The 20247-nt window shown below is 51.7% G+C and carries 20 protein-coding genes; 8 read left to right on the top strand and 12 right to left on the bottom strand.

Annotated features, from left to right (window positions below; all coding sequences use genetic code 11):
- Window positions 1-6 precede the first annotated feature (6 nt).
- A complete protein-coding gene (locus AXA67_06120; GenBank protein ID KXJ41428.1) occupies window positions 7-360 on the top strand; it encodes a type III effector in 354 nt (117 codons plus the stop codon).
- Here the strand turns inward: AXA67_06120 and AXA67_06115 are convergent.
- Together AXA67_06115 and AXA67_06110 are read right to left on the bottom strand one after the other, a co-directional pair.
- Window positions 344-1315 (bottom strand): hypothetical protein, encoded by a 972-nt coding sequence (locus AXA67_06115; protein ID KXJ41427.1) that lies wholly within the window; start codon window positions 1313-1315, stop codon window positions 344-346. The two genes, AXA67_06120 and AXA67_06115, sit on opposite strands and share 17 nt — an antisense overlap.
- Window positions 1315-1602, bottom strand: a complete 288-nt coding sequence (locus tag AXA67_06110) for a hypothetical protein (protein ID KXJ41426.1) — start codon at window positions 1600-1602, stop codon at window positions 1315-1317. The genes AXA67_06115 and AXA67_06110 overlap by 1 nt, the downstream gene beginning before the upstream one ends.
- Between AXA67_06110 and fusA the strand changes: the two genes are divergently transcribed.
- Entirely contained in the window at window positions 1601-3640 is a 2040-nt protein-coding gene (fusA, locus tag AXA67_06105; protein ID KXJ41425.1) for an elongation factor G, read from the top strand. The genes AXA67_06110 and fusA overlap by 2 nt on opposite strands.
- A 140-nt stretch (window positions 3641-3780) precedes the next feature.
- Here fusA and AXA67_06100 read toward each other — a convergent pair whose 3' ends face one another.
- Together AXA67_06100 and AXA67_06095 are read right to left on the bottom strand one after the other, a co-directional pair.
- Entirely contained in the window at window positions 3781-4488 is a 708-nt protein-coding gene (locus AXA67_06100) for a sugar fermentation stimulation protein SfsA (GenBank protein ID KXJ41424.1), read from the bottom strand.
- Window positions 4489-5208, bottom strand: a complete 720-nt coding sequence (locus AXA67_06095; GenBank protein ID KXJ41423.1) for a hypothetical protein — start codon at window positions 5206-5208, stop codon at window positions 4489-4491. It lies immediately after the preceding gene.
- Between the two features lie 83 nt (window positions 5209-5291).
- On the opposite strand from AXA67_06095, the gene AXA67_06090 reads away from it, so the two are divergent.
- The gene (locus AXA67_06090) at window positions 5292-6251 is read left to right on the top strand and encodes a hypothetical protein (GenBank protein KXJ41422.1); all 960 of its coding nucleotides are present in this window, start codon (window positions 5292-5294) and stop codon (window positions 6249-6251) included.
- A gap of 43 nt (window positions 6252-6294) precedes the next feature.
- Here the strand turns inward: AXA67_06090 and AXA67_06085 are convergent, their stop codons facing one another.
- Together AXA67_06085 and AXA67_06080 are read right to left on the bottom strand one after the other, a co-directional pair.
- A complete protein-coding gene (locus AXA67_06085; GenBank protein KXJ41421.1) occupies window positions 6295-6576 on the bottom strand; it encodes a hypothetical protein in 282 nt (93 codons plus the stop codon).
- 85 nt (window positions 6577-6661) lie between these two features.
- Entirely contained in the window at window positions 6662-7189 is a 528-nt protein-coding gene (locus tag AXA67_06080) for a hypothetical protein (protein ID KXJ41443.1), read from the bottom strand.
- Between the two features lie 121 nt (window positions 7190-7310).
- Here AXA67_06080 and AXA67_06075 point away from each other — a divergent pair, with 121 nt between their 5' ends.
- Entirely contained in the window at window positions 7311-8948 is a 1638-nt protein-coding gene (locus AXA67_06075; protein KXJ41420.1) for a phosphoglucomutase, read from the top strand.
- Between the two features lie 55 nt (window positions 8949-9003).
- Here AXA67_06075 and AXA67_06070 read toward each other — a convergent pair whose 3' ends face one another.
- Window positions 9004-10338, bottom strand: a complete 1335-nt coding sequence (locus AXA67_06070) for a sodium:alanine symporter (protein KXJ41442.1) — start codon at window positions 10336-10338, stop codon at window positions 9004-9006.
- 465 nt (window positions 10339-10803) lie between these two features.
- On the bottom strand, window positions 10804-11031 hold the full coding sequence (locus AXA67_06065) for a hypothetical protein (GenBank protein ID KXJ41441.1): 228 nt from the start codon (window positions 11029-11031) through the stop codon (window positions 10804-10806).
- Window positions 11032-11144: 113 nt separating this feature from the next.
- Here AXA67_06065 and AXA67_06060 point away from each other — a divergent pair, with 113 nt between their 5' ends.
- On the top strand, window positions 11145-12740 hold the full coding sequence (locus AXA67_06060) for a hydroxylamine reductase (GenBank protein ID KXJ41419.1): 1596 nt from the start codon (window positions 11145-11147) through the stop codon (window positions 12738-12740).
- Window positions 12740-13663: a hypothetical protein gene (locus AXA67_06055; protein ID KXJ41418.1), complete on the top strand. Its 924-nt coding sequence runs from the start codon at window positions 12740-12742 to the stop codon at window positions 13661-13663. Before AXA67_06060 ends, AXA67_06055 begins: the two co-directional genes overlap by 1 nt.
- Here AXA67_06055 and AXA67_06050 read toward each other — a convergent pair.
- Window positions 13648-15279, bottom strand: coding sequence for an ATPase (locus AXA67_06050; protein KXJ41417.1), 1632 nt, complete (start codon window positions 15277-15279; stop codon window positions 13648-13650). The genes AXA67_06055 and AXA67_06050 overlap by 16 nt on opposite strands.
- A gap of 168 nt (window positions 15280-15447) precedes the next feature.
- On the opposite strand from AXA67_06050, the gene AXA67_06045 reads away from it, so the two are divergent.
- Entirely contained in the window at window positions 15448-15948 is a 501-nt protein-coding gene (locus AXA67_06045; protein KXJ41416.1) for a hypothetical protein, read from the top strand.
- Window positions 15949-15965: 17 nt separating this feature from the next.
- Here the strand turns inward: AXA67_06045 and AXA67_06040 are convergent, their stop codons facing one another.
- Window positions 15966-17015 carry a hypothetical protein gene (locus AXA67_06040; protein KXJ41415.1) on the bottom strand — a complete coding sequence of 350 codons (1050 nt, stop codon included), beginning with the start codon at window positions 17013-17015 and terminating at the stop codon, window positions 15966-15968.
- A 236-nt stretch (window positions 17016-17251) separates the two neighbouring features.
- On the opposite strand from AXA67_06040, the gene AXA67_06035 reads away from it, so the two are divergent.
- A complete protein-coding gene (locus AXA67_06035; GenBank protein KXJ41414.1) occupies window positions 17252-18643 on the top strand; it encodes a hypothetical protein in 1392 nt (463 codons plus the stop codon).
- A gap of 1 nt (window position 18644) precedes the next feature.
- On the opposite strand, the gene AXA67_06030 is transcribed toward AXA67_06035, so the two are convergent.
- Together AXA67_06030 and AXA67_06025 are read right to left on the bottom strand one after the other, a co-directional pair.
- Window positions 18645-19637, bottom strand: a complete 993-nt coding sequence (locus AXA67_06030; protein ID KXJ41413.1) for a dihydroxyacetone kinase — start codon at window positions 19635-19637, stop codon at window positions 18645-18647.
- Complete coding sequence (locus AXA67_06025) at window positions 19634-20245, bottom strand: dihydroxyacetone kinase (protein ID KXJ41412.1); 612 nt, start codon at window positions 20243-20245, stop codon at window positions 19634-19636. Before AXA67_06025 ends, AXA67_06030 begins: the two co-directional genes overlap by 4 nt.
- Window positions 20246-20247 lie beyond the last annotated feature (2 nt).

Here is a 20247-nt window from a genome sequence, read left to right as displayed (position 1 = left end):
AAACCCATGGATATTCAATCTCTCCTCGACAAACTTACCCAAAACGAACCCATTCAATTTGCCGATACCATGGCCGTCATTGAACGCCATTTTCACTACAACCCCACCGCTTTTGCCAACGGGCTGGGGAATGAGCGTGTTTTCAATGACGCGGGCGCCAATGAAGGCTCTTGCAAAATCTTTGCGTTTGCCCGGCATTTAGGCCTGGATGAAAATCAGACCTTGGCGTTATTTGGCGAACATTACAGGCATGTATTGGAGCATCCGGAAGGCAGCGATCACCAAAATATCCGCCAATTCATGCGCCACGGTTGGGCAGGCATCGAGTTTGCCGGCGAGCCCCTTACTTCGCGGCAGTAATCTGGTTGCGGCCAGATTTTTTGGCCCGGTACATGGCGGCATCCGCCGCTTTGATGAGTTGCTCCACCGTATCTTCTAACCTGGGAACCTGGGCCACCGCGCCTTCACTAATCGTAACCACCCCAAAAGGGGAATCAGGATGCTCAATTTGCAAATCGAGGACGCTTTGGCGCAGTACCTGCGCGACTGCCATCACGCCGGATTGATCGGTCTCGGGCAGCACCACAGCAAATTCCTCCCCGCCATAACGGGCCACAAGATCGTGGGATCGATGCACCACCTTGGCGAATGCAGCGGCAATTTGTTTTAGGCATTCATCCCCGGCTTGATGACCAAAATAGTCGTTGTAGGGCTTGAAGTAATCAATATCAATCATAATCATGGCAATCGGCCTCTGATTACGTTTTGCCCTAGCAAATTCCTTTTCCAGAAATTCATCAAAATAACGGCGATTGTGAAGGCCGGTTAAGGCATCGTGAAAGGACATTAACCGCAGCCGCTGATTGGCCTCCTTCAGTTCTCTGGTAGCCTGCATCAATTTTTGAGTCTGACGCTTGCGCTGCTCGATTTCTTTCTTGAGCCTCAAAGCAGACCGGATCCGGGCAATCACCTCCACGCCTTTGAAGGGCTTTTCAATATAATCCATGGCACCGGCTTCGAATGCTTCCTTAAGATGTTCTTCTTCAGTGCTGCCGGTAATCATAATCACGGGGATATCGTGGGTGTTAGAGGCTTCTTTTATCTTTCTGCAGGTTTCAATACCCGATGAATCCGGTAAAAAAATATCCAAAATCACTAAGTCGATATTAGACCCGGGGGCTCCACCATCAATGCCCAAACATTCAAAAGCCTGGTTAGCCGTATGAACGGAAAGGGTTTCATATCCCTCTGCTTGAAGCCGCAAACCTAATAATTTACCCAAATGGCTATCATCATCCACTATCAAAATGGCCATTACCACCTCATTTCTTTGCGCAATCCCCCGTACCCTTCTGCCTTATTTAAAAGACGGTATATAACCAACAATAGTTCGAATTTCCTATTTTTATTGAGGTTAAGTGAAAAAAAATTGAAGCGCTTGGCGTAATCTCCAAATCGAGGAAATACTGTCTGATTCAGCGTTTTCCTAAAGAAAAACCAGTCACCAAAGGGTTGGATCTGTCCATCAACACCAACCCTTGCCAACTTCAGCTTTTTGCGATGTACTTTATCATACCGCCTCAAGCTTAGGAGAGATCCCATGTCCGATTATTCTACCGAAGACATACGCAATATTGCCTTCATCGGCCACGCTGGTAGTGGCAAGACAGAACTGATTGAAACCCTGCTCGCCGCCAGCGGAATGATTCCACAAAAAGGATCCAACGGCAGTCGAGTCTGCGATTTTGATCCTTTAGAAAAACAACTAGGGCATTCCCTGGAGCCTTCACTTTACTTTCTTAATCATTTAAATACGCGGATAAATTTGCTTGACACGCCAGGTTTTCCTGATTTCTTAGGGCGAACTTTAAGCGTCTTACCCGCCGTAGACACCGTGGCTTTAGTCGTGGACGCCGTTACCGGATCCAGCACGCTCGATCAAAAACTCATGGAAGTGGCAGCCCAAAGAAAACTCTGCCGGTTGATCATTATTAATAAAATCGATTCCCCAGAAGCCGACCCCAACGGCATATTACAAGCGCTGCAAGAAGCTTTTGGCAACGAATGCCTGCCCTTGAATCTGCCTGCCGATCAAGGCAAATCCGTGGTGGATTGTTTTTTCCAACCTGACGGTAAACCTACAGATTTTTCATCGGTGGAACAAGCCCACTCCGATTTAGTGGATCAGGTGGTGGAAGTGGATGAGGCCCTGATGGAAATCTACTTGGAACAAGGCCAGGAACTGCAACCGGAACAGCTCCACGACCCCTTCGAAAAAGCACTCAGAGAAAGCCATCTAATTCCGGTGTGCTTTGTTTCCGCCAGGACCGGCGCGGGCATAGAGCAATTGCTCCAAGTCATGGCCAAACTCATGCCCAACCCCAAGGAAGGCAACCCCCCCCAATTTTATAAGGGAGAGGGGGAGCAGGCAGAACCTGTGACAGTTTCCCCGGAGATCGATGCCCATGCTATCGCCCATGTATTTAAAATCAATGTGGATCCCTTTATTGGCAAATTGGGCATTTTTAGAGTGCATCAAGGCTCGATTGGCAAGGATAGCCAATTGTTTATCGGGGATGGCCGCAAACCATTCAAGGTCAGTCATCTTTATCAACTCCAAGGCAAGCAGCAATTTGAAATAGACCGGGGCGTCCCTGGGGATCTTTGCGCGGTCGCCAAAGTGGAAGCCATTCATTACGACGCCGTGCTTCATGATTCCCACGATGAAGACTTCTTTCACCTGGAACCCATCCAATTACCTACCCCCATGGTCGGCGTCGCCGTGCAGCCGGTCCGTCGTGGTGACGAACAAAAACTCTCGGATGCCCTGCACAAGCTGGTGGCCGAGGACCCCAGCGCCAAAGTGGAGCACGACCCGGAAGCTAACGAAACCGTGCTGTGGGGCTTGGGAGGGCTTCATTTGAGGGTGCTGCTGGAACGGATGAAAAGCCGGTTCAACCTGGAAGTTGAAACTCATCCCCCCAGTATCCCCTACCGGGAAACCATTTCCCGCCCCGCGGAAGGCCACCACCGCCACAAAAAACAAACCGGCGGCGCGGGCCAATTTGGCGAAGTTTTTCTGAAAATTGAGCCCTTGCCTCGGGGCGCGGGTTTTGAATTCGTCAACCAAGTGGTAGGCGGCGCCATCCCCTCGCAATTTATTCCGGCAGTGGAGAAAGGGGTGCGTCAAGCCATGGCGGAAGGGTTTGTGGCGCAATTCCCGATGCAGGATATCCGGGTAATTGTTTACGATGGCAAACACCACCCCGTCGACTCCAAGGAAGTCGCTTTCGTTGCCGCTGGCAAAAAGGCCTTTTTCGATGCAGTGGAAAAGGCCCAGGCAATCATTTTAGAGCCCATTATGCAGATCATCATTACCGCGCCTAACGCCAGCATGGGTGATATTACCGGTGATATCGCCTCCCGCCGGGGACGAATCAATAGCAGTAACGCTCTCGCGAATGGCTGGGTGGAAATCAATGCCTTGGCGCCTTTAAGTGAATTGCAAGACTATGAATCTACTTTAAAATCCATTACCGGCGGCGAAGGCAGCTTTACCATGACCTTTAGCCACTACGATCCTTTGCCACCTCAAATCCAGAAAAAACTGGCAGAAGAACGCCGTAAAGAGAAAGAATAAGGCCTTTTGATCGTTGCAGGATAATCCTAAAACCTAAAATTTTTGAGGCTTCAAGATGCTCAAGTGTCATTCCTTGGGCGTTGGTGGCCTGAATGGCCGCCATCAAACCCAAGTAGTTGCCACTCTCAATAAAATAAATTCTAAGGACAAACCACCGGCAATGTCCGATCCAGGCATATTTCTCCAGGTTTTGGGTCGGCTTGATAGGCATACACCTCCACCCCTGCCGATATAGCTTGTCGAAGTGTTTTGCCGTACACAGGATCAATCTCATCGGCGGGACGCAGTTCCCGCCCATCTTTCCGCTGAACACAAAACACCAGCACGCCCCGGCCGCCTTGATTGACAACTTCTATCAACTCCCTTAAATGCTTGGTGCCCCGAACAGTCACGGCATCAGGAAATAGCGCGATCTCACCTTCAACCAAGGTGACATTTTTCACCTCTACATAACAGGGCGGATGGCCTTCTCTTTCCAGTAGCAAATCAATCCGGCTTTTTTCCCAACCGTAACGCACTTCCGTGGAAATCTGCGAATATCCCTGTAAAGGCTCAATCACGCCTGTTTCTATACCTTCCCTAACCAGTTGATTACTCAGCCCGGTATTAATGCCTACCCACACCCCGGGCTCTGGCTCGACCATTTCCCAGGAATAAGGATATTTACGCGCGGGGTTTTGAGTATCGCGCAGCCAAACCTTAGAACCTGGAACGGAACACCCTTTTAAAGAGCCGGTATTGGGTGTATGAGCGGTAACCGATGTTCCGTCTTCCAACGTAACGTCGGCAAGAAAACGTTTGTAACGTTTGATCAGTTTGCCAGGCAGCCAGGGACCCTGAATTTTCATTCAGGGCAAATCCAGTTGATTATCTACCTTCTTTACCCCTTCGGTATACCAACAATCATTTTCCGCCAATTTGATCTGCTCCCGGAAAGGAACCACCCCCTTCAAAGTAACCTCGAAGTTTTGGCAGAGGCAGGCGACCTCTACCGCCTCGACAAACCTATCCGCATCCAACACCACCCTTAAAGCTTCCAGCAGCTGGTCATCGCTGTCTTCCTCGGGTGGGATGACCGATAGATCATTCTTGACATTCCGGCTCCCAGGCACCCACCACCCGTACACTTCGGCCAAACGCCGGTCACATAAAGATTTCACCTTACCCTCTAGATGTACCCTGCCATCGGCCACGTGCAGTATAAATTCCCCTTCTTGAGTCTCTAGTTGACGCCAAACGTCCTTGTCCCCCTTGTGATCCACCCTCACCAGGCCATAGTGTTGAAATACCAGATCACCATAGAGCGCCTTGGCCAAATGATCCAAAATTTCCTCGTCCCCCATTGCTTCGGCTGGACGAACATAAAGCCGGTCATCCACAGCGGATACGCCTTTTATCTCCAAAGCACAATAATAGGCCCGGCGCTTGGCGGAAATTTCCGCTACCTCCCCTTTTAAAATCGCCACATTGCCCAAACATTCCACCTCAATCTGGTCGCGATGAGGATTGACCCAAGGATCTAATTCCAAAGCCGCGCGCACAGCCTTAGCCAATTCATTTTGATTCATTTTGTCTCCCTGAAATTAATCAACAAAAGATTCAATGGTATTCTATCGTTAGGAAAAGTATTTTGGTGAAATCCAGGACAAAAATGAGCCGAGTAATTTTTTGTTGGCTGGCAGGGTTGTTTTTTACACCTCTATTATTGGCTGACAGTTTTATTTTACCGCCTGCTGACGTTGACTTGGTGGGTACAATTGAATCCACCCAAGTGCAAAAAGGGGAAGACCTTCTCGACATCGCCCGGCGTTATGACATAGGACAAAACGAGATTCTACTGGTCAACCCCAAGCTTGACCGCTGGCTGCCCAAACCCGGCGCCAAAGTCATTATTCCCAGCCGGTTTATTCTTCCTGATGCGCCGCGCAAAGGCATTGTCCTTAATATCCCGGAAATGCGCATGTATTACTATCCCAATCCCCGCCGTGGACAACCCCGTTTGGTCGTTACCCATCCCGTCAGCATTGGACGAATGGACTGGACCACCCCTCTGGGAACCACCCGTGTTGTTGCCAAGGTTAAAAACCCCAGCTGGCGTCCCCCGACGTCCATAAAAAAAGAACACGCCGCGGAGGGTGATCCCTTACCTGATGTAGTCCCACCGGGACCTGACAACCCCCTTGGCCGCTATGCCATGCGCTTGGGCATTCCTGGTTATCTGATTCATAGCACCAACAAGCCCTATGGTATCGGCATGCGGGTAACCCACGGTTGCGTGCGCATGTACCCTGAGGATATTGAGAGACTGTTTCCTGAAATCAAAGTAGGCACGCCGGTGACCCTGGTTAACCAACCTATCAAGGTAGGCTGGTTTGCCGGCGAGCTTTTTATCGAAGTCCATCCGCCGCTGGAAGAAGAGTCGAAGCCCTATGAAGCCATGCTGGACCACGCATTGGCTTTAATTGAAAAAAAACTTGGCCCGTCCCCTGCGATACAAATCAATGGCGCGGCTTTAAAAAAAGCCTTGCAAGAACAACAAGGCATCCCGGTCAAAATTTCCAAAAGTCCGTTTCAGCCCTTGATAGCCCGGATTTCAAAAGACAAAAAATAAGCCCCGTATAGGGGCTTATTTATAAATTTAATATTTTCAGCTTTTATTTCATCATGGATTTGTGAAACAAACGGTCCAGCTTGGCGTTGATTGCTTCCAGCTGACTGGCATTTTCAGCAGTTTGCTGTTCCAGCTTATGGAAATGCTCATGAGCACCACGGGCTTCCGCCAAGGCTTGTTGAGAAGTTTGCTCAACGCTATTTAAGCGCGATTCCAGCGCGGAAAGCTTGGAATGCATTTCTTCATGCTTATGGGCAGAAGCGCAACCAGTGATAACTCCTGCAACAGCGAGAACGGTGGAAATTTTTACAATTGTTTTTAACATGGCTCCATCCTTTTTATGAGTGGCACAACAGAAGTTGTAATAATCACACAAATAGTATTTATAAGTCAAAAAATCCCAACAAATTCTAACGGATAACTACCCGGGTCCCCTTTCCGACCCATTGGCTAAGTTGGTCAATTTGCTCGTTGGTTAAAGCGATACAACCCCGGGTCCAATTAAACAGCCCATGAATCCGCGCATCCGCCCGCCCCAGTCCATGGATGCCAATATAGCCACCCAAAGGGGTATTTTGTGAAGGAACAGCCTCCTCGAAATTTGCCTTGAGGAGAGAGCGGAAGGTTTCATTATCAATCAGCCCTGCGTTTTGCCCATATTTCACAAAAGGAATGGTGGGATAATTCAAGCCAAAAAACCGATGATAGCGGCTATTCTCCTTGACCCATCCGATATGAAATTCTCCCAGCGGGGTTTTATTATCACCCTGCCGCTTTTGCTGAGTGACTCCGCCGCGGCCGATGGCAATATTTTCAAAGACCGCCAAATCCTTTTCCCCTTGCTTAACGTATAAAGTCAGTGCCTTGGTATCCACTAAAAGCCAAATTTCTTCACCGGCGCCAGCCGAACACCCCCAGCTCAATCCCAGCCACAGAATCAGCCCCCAGAACTTGCTTTTTTCAATCATTCGCCCCCGCCGATCACCATGATAAACTTGAGAAACGTTTTTTATTGCTTTCTTAAATAATATACAAAAAATCGATACAGGTATTTAGACCATGAAAATCGAAACGCGCCAAACCATCCCTTATCCAGATCAAAAACCTGGCACCTCCGGCCTGCGAAAAAAAACCAAGGTCTTTCTCGAACAGCCTAACTACCTGGAAAATTTCGTGCAATCCATCTTCGATTGCCTGCCAGACCATGCGGGTAAAACCCTGGTTTTAGGCGGGGACGGGCGATATTTTAACCGACAAGCCTTGCAAACTATCATCAAAATGGCGGTTGCCAATGATTTTGGCGCCCTTTTGATCGGCCAGAGCGGGCTTCTTTCCACCCCGGCAGCTTCCCACTTAATCCGCAAAAACCAGGCGCTTGGAGGCATTATTCTTTCCGCTAGCCATAATCCAGGGGGACCGGAGGGGGACTTTGGCATCAAATACAATATTGCCAACGGCGGTCCTGCCCCTGAAAGCTACACCGAAGCTTTCTTTCAGCGCAGTAAAGAAATCACCGAATACAAAATCGCTTGCATAGACGACGTTGACCTGGACCAGCAACAACAACTTAGCATCGGCAATACCCAAATCACTATTGTTGACCCGGTTGATGACTATGCCGAGCTGATGGCGCAGCTTTTTGACTTCGACAAGATGCGCACTGCCCTGACCACAGGCAAAGTGAGTATTTGCTTTGACGCCATGCACGCCATTACCGGGCCCTATGCCAAAAGAATTCTGGAAGAGCAATTGGGCGCGCCTGAAGGCTCTGTCATCAATGGAATCCCTAAGGAGGATTTTGGTGGCGGCCACCCCGATCCCAATCTGGCCTATGCCAAAGAACTGGTAGCCAAAATGAATGGCCCCAATGCCCCGACCCTGGGTGCTGCCTCTGATGGTGATGGTGATCGCAATATGATTTTGGGCGCGGGTTTCTTTGTAACCCCCAGCGATAGCCTGGCGCTTCTGGCGGCCAACGCCCAACTAGCCCCGGGCTATGCCCAGGGACTCAGTGGCGTCGCCCGCTCCATGCCTACTAGCCGCGCGGTAGATCGGGTGGCGGAGGAATATGGCCTGCCCTGTTATGAAACGCCCACTGGGTGGAAATTCTTTGGCAATCTGCTCGACGCCGGCAAAATAACCTTATGTGGCGAAGAAAGCTTTGGCACCGGTTCCAATCACGTCCGGGAAAAAGACGGATTGTGGGCCGTCCTGTTTTGGCTCAATATTCTGGTGGAAAAAGAGCAACCGGTCGCTGATATTGTCAAGGAACATTGGCGCAGCTTTGGTCGCCATTATTATTCCCGCCACGATTATGAAGCCGTTGAAACCCGAGCCGCCGAAGGGATTATGGATCATCTGCGGCAACAATTGACATCCCTTCCCGGCCGCCAGTTTGGCGATTATAAAGTGGTGCTGGCGGATGAATTCAGCTACACCGATCCCGTGGACGGTAGTGTCACCTCCGGCCAGGGATTGCGGATTGGCTTTGAGCCTGAAGCGCGGCTGGTATTTCGCCTGTCCGGCACCGGCACCGAAGGTGCAACTTTAAGAATCTATATCGAACGCTTCGAGCCAAATCCGGAAAAACACAATCTGGAAACCCAGCAAGCGTTAGCAAAATTGATTGAATTGGCAGAATCATTGAGTGAAGTAAAAGCCCGCAGCGGCCGGCCAGGACCCACGGTGATTACATAACAAGATAAGGTATCTATAGTCTTCCAGATGCCAATCCCCCGGCATCTGGAAGACGCTATTGAAAATATTCCCGAGTCAAACGAAATACCACCGGGCTCAGTAACAACAGCGCAATCAAATTGGGCAGCGCCATGAGCCCGTTCATCACGTCCGCCAGTAACCAGACTTGGTTCAACTTTCCCATGGCGCCCAAAGGAATGGCCAACAGCCACAAAAATCTATAAGGGTAAATCACCCGCACGCCTAATAGATACTCGGCGCAGCGCTCACCATAATAGCTCCAGCCTAAAATGGTAGTAAAGGCAAAAACCGTCAAGCCGCCACTGACAATATAAGCACCGTAACCGGGCAAGCCGGCCTCAAAAGCCAGTGTCGAAAGCTCAGCCCCGTTAGCCCCATCGCCCCAAATCCCGCTCATGATAATAACCAACGCGGTCAGGGAACAGACAATCAAGGTATCGATAAAAGTGCCCAGCATCGCCACCAGCCCTTGCCTGACTGGATCTTGGGTCTGAGCGGCAGCATGGGCGATGGGAGCACTGCCTAGCCCTGCTTCGTTGGAGAAAATCCCCCGTGCCACCCCATAGCGGATAGCCATCCACACCGCGCCTCCGGCAATGCCGCCAGCCACTGCGGATTGCTCAAAAGTGTACGTCACAATCAAATGCAACGCGGCTGGCAATTTCTCATAATTCAACCCGATAATGAAACAAGCCGCGCCGAAGTAGGCCAGCGCCATCAGCGGCACCAATTTGGAAGCCACTTCGGCAATGCGGCGAATGCCGCCCAAAATTACCGCGCCGGTCAGCCCCATCAAGACCACACCGGTCCAACGCTCTTGAACCTGCCATACCGATGCCACCGCGTCGGCCACAGAATTGGCCTGGACCATGTTGCCGATGCCAAAGGCGGCGATCATGCCAAACAAGGCAAACAGCCCGCCCAGCCACCGCCATCCCCGCCCCAAACCATTGCGGATGTAATACATGGGGCCGCCGACGTAATTGCCGAGCTCATCCACCTCCCGGTAACGTACCGCCAGCACCGCCTCGGCGTATTTGGTGGCCATGCCGAACAAAGCCGTCAACAACATCCACAACACCGCCCCCGGCCCTCCCAGGGCAATGGCGGTAGCCACGCCGGCAATATTGCCGGTGCCAATGGTTGCCGACAGCGCCGTCATCAACGCTTGAAAAGGCGTAATGTCACCCTCCCCCTTACCTTGGCGGCCACGCCATAATAAAAGGAAGGCCGTTCCCAACCGACGCCAGGGGATGAAACGCAACCCCAGGGTCAAATAAATACCCACCCCGAGTAATATGGCCAAGGTCGGAGGCCCCCAAACCCAGGCGCTGATCAAGTTAAGCCATTCCCCTAATTGTTGTGCCATATTCATTATTTTCTAACATAACCTACAAGGATTTGGCAGCTTAACTGATGTTACACACTTGCCCGGAATGCCTTCTCCCCCGGGCCCCCTCCCACCGGGAGAGGGGAGCAACGCTTGGTTTTCCGCCGCTTCTGTCCTTGGGCGGAGAACAACCCACATCCCCTTCCTTGCCGGCACGGCAGGGTCAGATAATCCGCACTTGCTCCCTCCACCGCTTGCGGGGGGGGGGGGGGGGGGGGGGGATAGTGCGGAATGATCGTGCGTAACATCAGAGCTTAAGATTTCTTTAGGTGCTGGGGTGTTTCTTCCGTGGGACGTCGTAAACTCTTCCCTGAGGACTTGATGTCGGCCATCCAGGCCGCCAACACCCACGGAAGAAACACCCCAGCACCAGAGCTGAATTCATAGTGAAGTTTTCTAAAAAGCTACCCCAATTAGCATCGTGGAACGACTTTTGGAAGAGTTCTAAATCACTTTGGCGCTTTTGACCGGGCCATCACTCGCCAAAAACAACCGCAGTTTACCAAAACATTCACGCCGGTTGGCAACGCAACCGGACTCTTCCATAATCACCTCCACAAAGCCAACAGCCACCACGACATCATCGTTTGCCGATTCTCGTATTTCAAACCAAAGACTTTCGTTATCTATCCAGCCATTTTGGGTACAAAACACGTTCAACCCCTTCCCAATCCCCGGAAAAGCAAATTGATAGGTGGCAAGACTTCTGCCCGCAATGCCTGGATTAGAGGTGCCCACCAATGCTAGGAATGCTCCATAATAACGATTTTTGGGAGGAGGTTGTCATGAAGGCCGTAATCTGGTCTCTCACCTTGCTTTTTGCGCTATGTTTTGTTGCATCCAGCCAAGCCGAACCCCCATCCTTCGAGAGTCTAAAAGAGCGCTACCTCCAGGACCACCCCGGTAAAGGCAAGTACGGGAAACACTGGCAACCCATTCCCATCCAGCGTTATTGGAACCCCAAGGATTTTTATCAACCACCAGGCAGCGTTAAAGGCGAATTCACCCGGCAGCAGTGTGTCGAATGCCATCAAAACGTCACGCCCGGTTTCGTCCATGCCTGGAAAAACAGCACCCACGCCAACTTAAAGCGCCTTCGCACCCTCTCAAAAAACGATGTGCGGGCCTATAAAAAACAAATCCTGGCGCAAGTGGAGACCAATTTAGTCAGCCAGGGAATTTTACGGCAAGGCGAACATTTGCAGGAAGTCAACTGTATCGACTGCCACGGCGGCGTGGGTAAGCAAAAAATCCGCCATGATATAGATCTAAAACTGCCGGATCGAACCGCCTGCGGCACTTGTCATGTAGAACAATTCGCCCAGGCGGAATCGGAAAAAGCGCAAACCTGGCCCCAGAATCAATGGCCCAAGGGACACCCGTCCCACGCCATGGATTGGAAAGCCAATGTGGAAACCGCGGTCTGGGCGGGCATGGCGGAGCGGGAAATCGCCCAGGGCTGCGACATGTGCCACTATCAGCAAAACAAGTGCGATGGCTGTCACACCCGCCACAGTTTTTCCGCCGCCGAGGCCCGCCAGCCGGAAGCCTGCGCTACCTGCCATAACGGGGTCGATCACAACGAATTTGAAAACTACCTGCTTTCCAAGCATGGCACCGTCTATCAAACCCACAAATCCCAATGGAACTTCGAAGCCCCCTTGAAGGAAGCCTTCACCCGGGGCGGTTATACCGCGCCCACTTGCCAGTTATGCCACTTTGAATATCGAGGCGAATACTCCCACAATCTGGTGCGAAAGGTGCGCTGGGGATTCAACCCTACTCCGGAAATCGCCGATAATCTGAACCATTCCTGGTTTGAGGCGCGCAAGGCCGCCTGGATCGGCACGTGCAGTCAATGCCATTCCCCCAGATTTGCCAAAACCTATCTGGAAACCGCCGACCAAGGCATTCTGCAAGGACTTAAAGTGGAACAAGAAGCCAAAAAAGTCATTCAGGCCCTTTATGATGATGGTTTGCTGGTTGGGCAAAAAACCAACCGCCCCGCACCGCCAGCGCCGGTAAAAGACGCACCCGGCGGTTTCTTTCAGCTTTTCTGGGCCAAAGGCAACAATCCTTCCCATGTGGAACGTGTCTATGCGGATATGTGGGAGCATGATTTAATCAAGCTTTATAAAGGCTTGGTACACGCCAATCCCGGTGGATTTACCTACAGCGAAGGGTGGTCGCCGCTGCTTGCCGATTACAGCGAAATCATGGATGAAAATACCCACCTGCGGGAACAAGCACGGCAGCAAACATCAGGACTTAAGGAATTGCTCAATACCGCGAATTTATCCTTGGAGCCAATGCAATTTCCTTTGGGAATGGTTCTGGTGGCCGGAGGACTAATGATTCTCGGGCGCAAACGCAAACCTTGATGTTTTTTCGCTCTCTTATAGGCGGCGCCATGCTGCTGGTTGGCGCCGCTTTGATTGTTTCCGCCCTGAGGCCAAGGCAAGCCAATTGGCAGATCAAGAAAACCCCCATTACCCTACCGCCCGACCTAAATGCGTTTTACCGCCCTACATCCCTGGAAAAGTGGCGGCTCCATCAAACTGAAACCGGCAGGCGGCTCACAGTCACCGTTGCTTTTTATGCCGATAAAACCGGTCACCGCCACCAGGTTCTATTGCCTGAACCAACCAGCCGCCGCTGGCAAAATTGGCAAAGGCTGGGTGCCTATTTGAGAGAACATACCGAACAAAATGCCCTTATCCTCGCCTGGTGGGATAACGGCCAAAGGATCGATTTTCTCAGCGGCCGATCCACTTGGGTTAAACACCCCCCTGCAAAAGCCTTCGCCCGGAATGATCGATCTTTGTGGCAACGATTGAGCGGGGGATTTGACGCTACGGAAGACCGCCTTGTCACACTTGCCCACCTATGGACCCTGGACAGAAAAACGGCCGCACTGGAACTCTCCCGGCTGACGTCCGGGAAGCCGCTTTATATGCTAATCAACAGTGATGATTTGGCCCGGCTCGATGAAATCCAACGGCTAGGGGGGAAGAAACTGCCATTGGAACTGAAAATTTTCCCAAGGTCTGATAATTTCCACGGGCAAATTGCCGCGGTGCAAGCCTGGGCCCAGCAAGGCGGCAGCGGTTACTTACCCCAAAACGTACCCGGTGGCATTGCCGCGTGGCGGATCACCGGTAAAACCAATCCACCTTTATGGTTGCTTCTATTGCCTTTCTCCTCTTCCCCAAAGCAGCCGCCAAGAAATCTGGAGCGAGTCTTCACGACCGATGACCGTAATTTAATCTTGTACCGGTTAAAGTCACCTCAAAATCTCCCCTGACGCCGCCAACGGTCGGCAATGGCTTCCACATTCAGATCTTCCGGTCCGGTGCGCCAGGCATCATGGTAGTCCACATCCTGGCTGTTCGGGGCAGGATCGGGTTGATCAATACGCACCCGTGTCGGCAGCGGTACCGCTTCTCCCATAACCATTGCTTCTCCACGGCCAAGCGCGGGCAAAATATCCACCAAATCGCTTTCTGCATCGGGCACCAGATCGCGCACGTAGGCTTGATCGTCAGGATTGGTCAAGCGCAAACAAATGTAAGTTGAACACTGGGAAAGCACCGTTTCCGACAACTCGTGAGGGCGCTGGCTGACCACGCCCAGCCCGACGCCGTATTTACGCCCTTCCTTGGCAATCCGCTCCATGGAGCGGCGGGTTCCTTCATACTGGGTATTGCCCTCCCGGGGGATATAGGCGTGGGCTTCTTCGCACACCAGTAGCAGTGGAAATTCCCGATTACGGGGATTCCAATAGTTGAATTCAAACGCCAACCGTCCAATCTGGGAAGAAACCGCCGGACGCACATCAAACGGCACGCCGCTCAAATCGATAATAGTCACCTGGCATTTGGGATCCCCCAGCCCGACGAAATCCCGCAGCAATTTGGGCAGCGATTCGGAAGTATTGCGCCGCTTGGGCTTCAGCAAAAAGTCATAGCGGACATCGCTCATCCGGCTTTGCAGCTTGACCAAAAATTCATCAAACTGGCCAAACAACGGCCCCTTGGTCTTGCCAAAATCAGTACGGAGTTCGTTGGCGTTTTTAAATTCCTTGTAGAGTTCTTCCAACGAAAAATAAATGGGCGCATCAATGGAAACAAAACCGATATCCAGCTTTTCCGCTTCCTTCTTCTTCAGGCTGTAGAGCGCCTCCCGCAAAAACGCGGTTTGCACAGACGCCGAGGTGTCAGAGCGGTCAATCAACAGGTCAATCAACTCCCCATAGGTCATCAGCCAATAGGGAATCTCCAAAGCCCGGGCGTCAAAATAACGATAAGTGCCTTCTTTAAACGAGGCCTGCCGCTGCCCGTCCGAATTCTTCCAACAATATTCCCCGTGAAGATCCAGCAAAATGATGTGAGCCTTGGGCATGGCATGGACCGCCTGCTGAAGCACGCTGGCGACTGTCCAGGATTTCCCCGAACCCGATTGCCCGAGAATGGTGAAATTACGCCCGCACAGGGTACTGGGATTCAAATGGGCCCGCTGCTGACCGCTGTTGGAAATCTGCCCCAGGGAAAAATCGAACGCTTTAAATTTAGCGAAAATATTCTGAATATAGGCCTTGCTGGCCGCGTAAACATCCGCGCCGGGCGTGGGATAATGGCGGACCCCGCGCTGGAATTCTCCTGCCTGATTCAACTCCCCCAACGGAATCAAATGGAGTAAAACCCCCGATTCCGTTTCCCGGCTTTGATTGACCATCGCCAGCACCCGCACCGAATTTTGCTGGATAAAAACATAGCTACCCAACTGTCCTACTAGAATTTCTTCTCCATCTACCTGGACAGTGTGGGTTTTATTTTCCTGCGCCAGAAGCCGGGCTTCGAAATGGTTGGCTTTTACCTGAGTAAGATAAGCTATGGCTGGTAGTTCCAAGGGTTCCTCCATTGTACGTTGCTGTCTTGCCAGTAGTCCGTGACATGGGAAATGATTGCGTCAAATATCACTGAAATCTGACAAAGGGGAATCATTTATGATTGAATATAGTCAGTGGTTGGTTTTGAATTATTTTAAGCATAGCCAAAATTCCCAGGCAAAAACCCTTGCAAAGTTGATATGGCAACACAGCGGGATAAAGACATAGATAAGCTCAACAGCGATATCTCGGCTTCTTCCGAGGTAGAGTCAGTGGAAATCGCTTCGGACAACCCGATTCCGATGTTTTGCCCCGTCACCCATGGCTTGGTCTGGCAACGGCGCAATTATAAAGGGGCCGAACGCAGGCGCGCCACCCGTTTTCAGCGCGTGGATATCCGCGTACTGTTCAGGCCTAAAGGTTTATTTACTCGCAAAACCCCACCCCAACCAGGGTTAGTTCTTGACATCAGCCCAGTAGGCGCCGCTATCGCCACTACCATTGAGCTGCGCAAAAAACAAAAGCTCAAGCTGTATTTTCAGTTTCAAGATGGCCAGGTTTTTTCCATCATGGGCCGGGTCAAGCGGGAAATTGCGGAAAATGAATACCAAGGTTACGGGATTGAATTCAGCGCCGATAAGATCAAATTCAAGGATCATCTGCTGCGCACAGCGCTGGAAAAGAAATTCCATAAACGTTGATATAAAACGCCTCGAGTTCAAGAATTGTTTTTAACACCATTTTCCATAGCTATCGCAGAAATCTCTTTGCCTGACCCCAGCAATACCGCAATCCACCTAGTTTCCGGATGGCTTTCCAAGAACATTTTGACGATGATGGTCATCGGTACCGAAAGGAACATCCCCACGGGCCCTAAAATCCAGCCCCAAAACATCAGGGAAAGAAAGACCACCAAGGTAGACAACCCCAAGCCACTGCCCACCACCCGAGGATCGATAATCCCGCCAATAATAGTGTTGATGACCAGATAGCCCAGCGCTGTGTAAAAGGCAGGCCCCAAGCCCAGTTGCACCAACGCCAAAAGAATTGCCGGCACAGCGGCTATGAAGGAACCGATATTGGGAATGAAATTCAGCACAAAGGCGACAACTCCCCAAAGGACAGGATAATCCACGCCGACAATCACTAACCAAAGAGCGACAGCAACCCCAGTTGCTAGGCTAATCAAGGTTTTCAAATTAAGATAACGGCGCAGCTTGACGAAGAAATCTTCAAACCGGGCGGCAAAGCGGGAATCGCCAAACGCCATTTTAAGCTTGTCCGGCAAAATCACCGCTTCCAGAAATATAAAAGCGACATAAAAGAGGATCAAAGCGGTATTGGTAAAAGCCCCGCCAAGGGCAGTGAGCATTTTGCCGGCAAATTGCATGATTTTACCCGGATCGGTGTATTGCTCGATCACATCATAGGAAGTATTGAAGCCGTATCGCTGCAAATGGGCAAACAATCCGGCCGTGTTTTCCCGCAGCCGGTTTTGGTAGGAAGGAAGATTTTCGATGAAACTGTCGATGGACTTGCCGACAAACACCCCCATCAACATCATGATAACCAAAAGCCCCAGCACAACGACAGTAATCGCCACCCCCCAAGGCCATCCCCGCCGATGCAACCAATCCAATACCGGCCAACCGATGATGGCGATAAAAACGGACAGCAAAAAGGGCGTCAACAAAGAAGCCGCCGCCTGTACCCCTGCCAGGATAATCACAAATGCCGCCGCGGATATCAGCCAATGGGGTCGGTTCATAAGCGCTGCTTGAACTTTATTTGTCAGAAAACACTAGAGTAATTCAATGGGCGCTCTCAAACAAACCCAGCCTTCCTCTCCCACTCTCTATTCAACAAAACTTTAACCATCTTACGAAATTGAATCTATGTAACAAAACAAGTGAATATTACATTGTGAGGCATGAAAATCGGATGATAAGGTAGTAGTCATCTCAATACTCCACTGAACGATATCCTTCACAGGAGGACTGCCCCATGACTACAGGTTTTCACGGTTCACCCACCAGCGTTAAAGATCTCTATCGAACCTGTTACAAAGGCGATATAGCTGAAGTGGAAGGGCGTTTTTGCCGTCTCTTTACACCTCCTGAAGTACTTCCCGATACCAGCCCCCGGCACCTATTAAATGAACTTGGCAAAACCAACGGCCCCATGGACGAACAAAACGCCGCAGATCCTATCGGAGACAGTAACGTACCTGCTGGTTTTACTTTTTTTGGCCAGTTTGTCGATCATGACATTACTCTGGATACCGTCTCCCAATTAGATTCCTTGGCCGTTCCTGGCGCAATCCGCAACATGCGCACGCCTAGCTTGGACCTGGATTGTGTCTATGCCGGAGGACGGGAGGCCACGCCTTATCTTTATAAACCCGACGGCAGGTTGATTACCCGTCCGGTAGTGGATGTGGATAGCGCCGCGCCTTTCCGCGATCTATTGCGGGTCAATGTCGGCGGCAATATCCGCCGCGCGGTCATTGGTGATCCGCGCAATGACGAGAATCCTTTCATCTCCCAACTGCAACTGGGGATGATTGAATTTCATAATCATGTTTTCGCCGCCCTGCCCGCAACTGAACATCGTTTCGAAGACGCTCGAGATACCGTCATTCACTATTATCACCGGGTAATCCTGGAAGATTTTCTGCCACGGATTATCGACAATGACCTTTTAGAAGATATTTGCATCCATGGTAATTGTTATTACAAAATCGATCAGGGCCGCCAACCCTGCATGCCCGTTGAATTCGCGGTTGCCGCCTATCGGTACGGCCATAGCCAGGTCCGGGCCCGTTATAACTATAACGATAATCAACTGGACGTGGACGTTTTCCAATTGGGTGCTTTTAGGCGGGTACAACACAAGATCGACTGGAAATACCTGTTTGAATTAAACGGCGGCGCCGATACTCAAATGGCTCGGAAAATTGACACTGCCTTACCCCATGCACTGATGGCGATGCCCATGAGAATCACCGGCATCGAAGGCGATTCCCTGGCGGCCCGCAACCTGCGGCGGGGGCTTTCTTTCCGATTGCCATCGGGGCAAGCGATTGCCCGGAAAATGGAAGCAGATGGCAAATTGTCAGGCAGCGTACTGGAAGTCAGCGATGAACTGAAAGCTTTGGGGTTCAAACAAACCCCGCTGTGGTACTATTGCCTGCAAGAGGCTCAGACCATCGGTTCCGGTAATAAGCTGGGGCCGGTTGGTGGACGTATTGTGGCGGAAGTGCTGGTGGGGCTGCTCAATGAATACCGCAACCGCACCGGCAAGGGATTGGATTATTTGCCAGCCGTGACCGTGCCCCAACAAGAATCAGACAGATTTCAAATTATTGATCTTCTGACTTATGCCGAGGTTGTTTAATTCATTTCCCCCAACGCAAGCTAGGCGTTACTATGGGCGCATCCCAGAGAGCTTTGGTCTCTTCATCCAGTCGGGTGAGGGTCAGGGAAGCGCCCGCCATTTCCAACGATGTACAGTAATTGCCCACCAGGGACCGGCTCAGGGTTAACCCCCGCGTTTCCAGTTCCTGTGCGGCGGCATAGAATAAAATATACAGCTCCATCAAAGGTGTGCCACCCAGGCCATTGCATAAGAGCAACAAGGGCTCGCCCGCCCGAGGCTTGAGGTCCTGGCAGATGGCGTCAATTAATTTGCTGGCGATTTCATTGGCGGACATGGCCTGAACCCTTTCCCGCCCCGGTTCGCCGTGAATGCCAACCCCCAATTCGAATTCGTTTTCAGCCAGGCTGAAAGTCGGTGTGCCGGCCGCCGGTACGGTGCAACTGGACAAGGCGACGGCCATGGACCCGGTGGCGGCGTTGACTTTCTCCGCTAGCGCCTTGCACGCGGCCAAATCATCGCCCCTTTCCGCCGCCGCGCCGACTATCTTCTCCACCACCACCGTGCCCGCCACGCCCCGGCGGCCATGGGTGTGAGTGGAATCGAACACCGCCACGTCGTCGGTAATCAGAACGGTTTCCGTAGTCGCCGAAGTCATCTCCGCCGCCATTTCGAAGTTCATGACATCCCCGGAATAATTTTTGACAATATATAACACGCCGGCGCCGCCATCCACCGCTTCGGCCGCAGCCATCATTTGATCCGGCGTGGGCGAGGTAAACACTTCCCCGGGGCAGGCAGCATCCAGCATCCCTTCACCCACAAAGCCGATGTGCATGGGCTCGTGACCGGAGCCCCCGCCGCTGACGAGCGCCACTTTGCCGGCTTTGGGGGGATTCTTGCGCCGGACAAATTTGCCAGCCTCGTCATAAACAATCAAGTCACTGTGGGCGCGGGCAAAACCGGCCAAGGCTTCCTTAAGCACGTTTTCAGGCTGATTGATAATCTTTTTCATGCCTGGCCCTCCAGAACCTCACAAATCTTCTTGATCGCCAATTGGGAAGCCCGGGCCCCCGGATCCCAATGACCGATGGAACGATCCCCCAAGGAAGCCGCCCGCCCCTTGGTGGCGCGCATGGATTTGGTTTTCTCCAAGGCTTCATCAGCCGTTTGAAGGACGCGCTCGATCAAGTTTTCTCCCCCCTGCTGGAGGGTCTCCAGTACCGGCACCAACACATCCAACATGGTTTTTTGCCCCACGTCGGCTTTGCCCCGGGCCTTGACGGAATCAATACCGGCGGCAAAGATTTTTGCCAATTCCGCTGCACTTTCCGGCGCCTTGTCGGCGGCCTTGCCCATGGCCATCAGCAATGAACCATACAACGGGCCGGAAGATCCGCCCACGGTCGTCACCAGCAGCATGCCCATTTTCTGCATGGCGGCGGGAAAGGGCTGGCTGGCGATTTCATCCGCAGCATCGGCAATCGCCAACACGCCTCGCTTGATGTTACTGCCAAAATCGCCGTCTCCGGTTGCCTGGTCCAGTTGGGTAAGCTCTTGTTCGTGGGCGGCGATCTCCTCCGCTACCGCCAAGATGATTTTTTTCAATTGTTCTTTCTCCATCC

It is taken from the genome of Methylothermaceae bacteria B42 (assembly GCA_001566965.1).
Taxonomy (GTDB): domain Bacteria; phylum Pseudomonadota; class Gammaproteobacteria; order Methylococcales; family Methylothermaceae; genus Methylohalobius.
The sequence above is the reverse complement of the archived record's forward strand: the minus strand, read 5'-3'. Positions and strand labels throughout refer to the sequence as shown.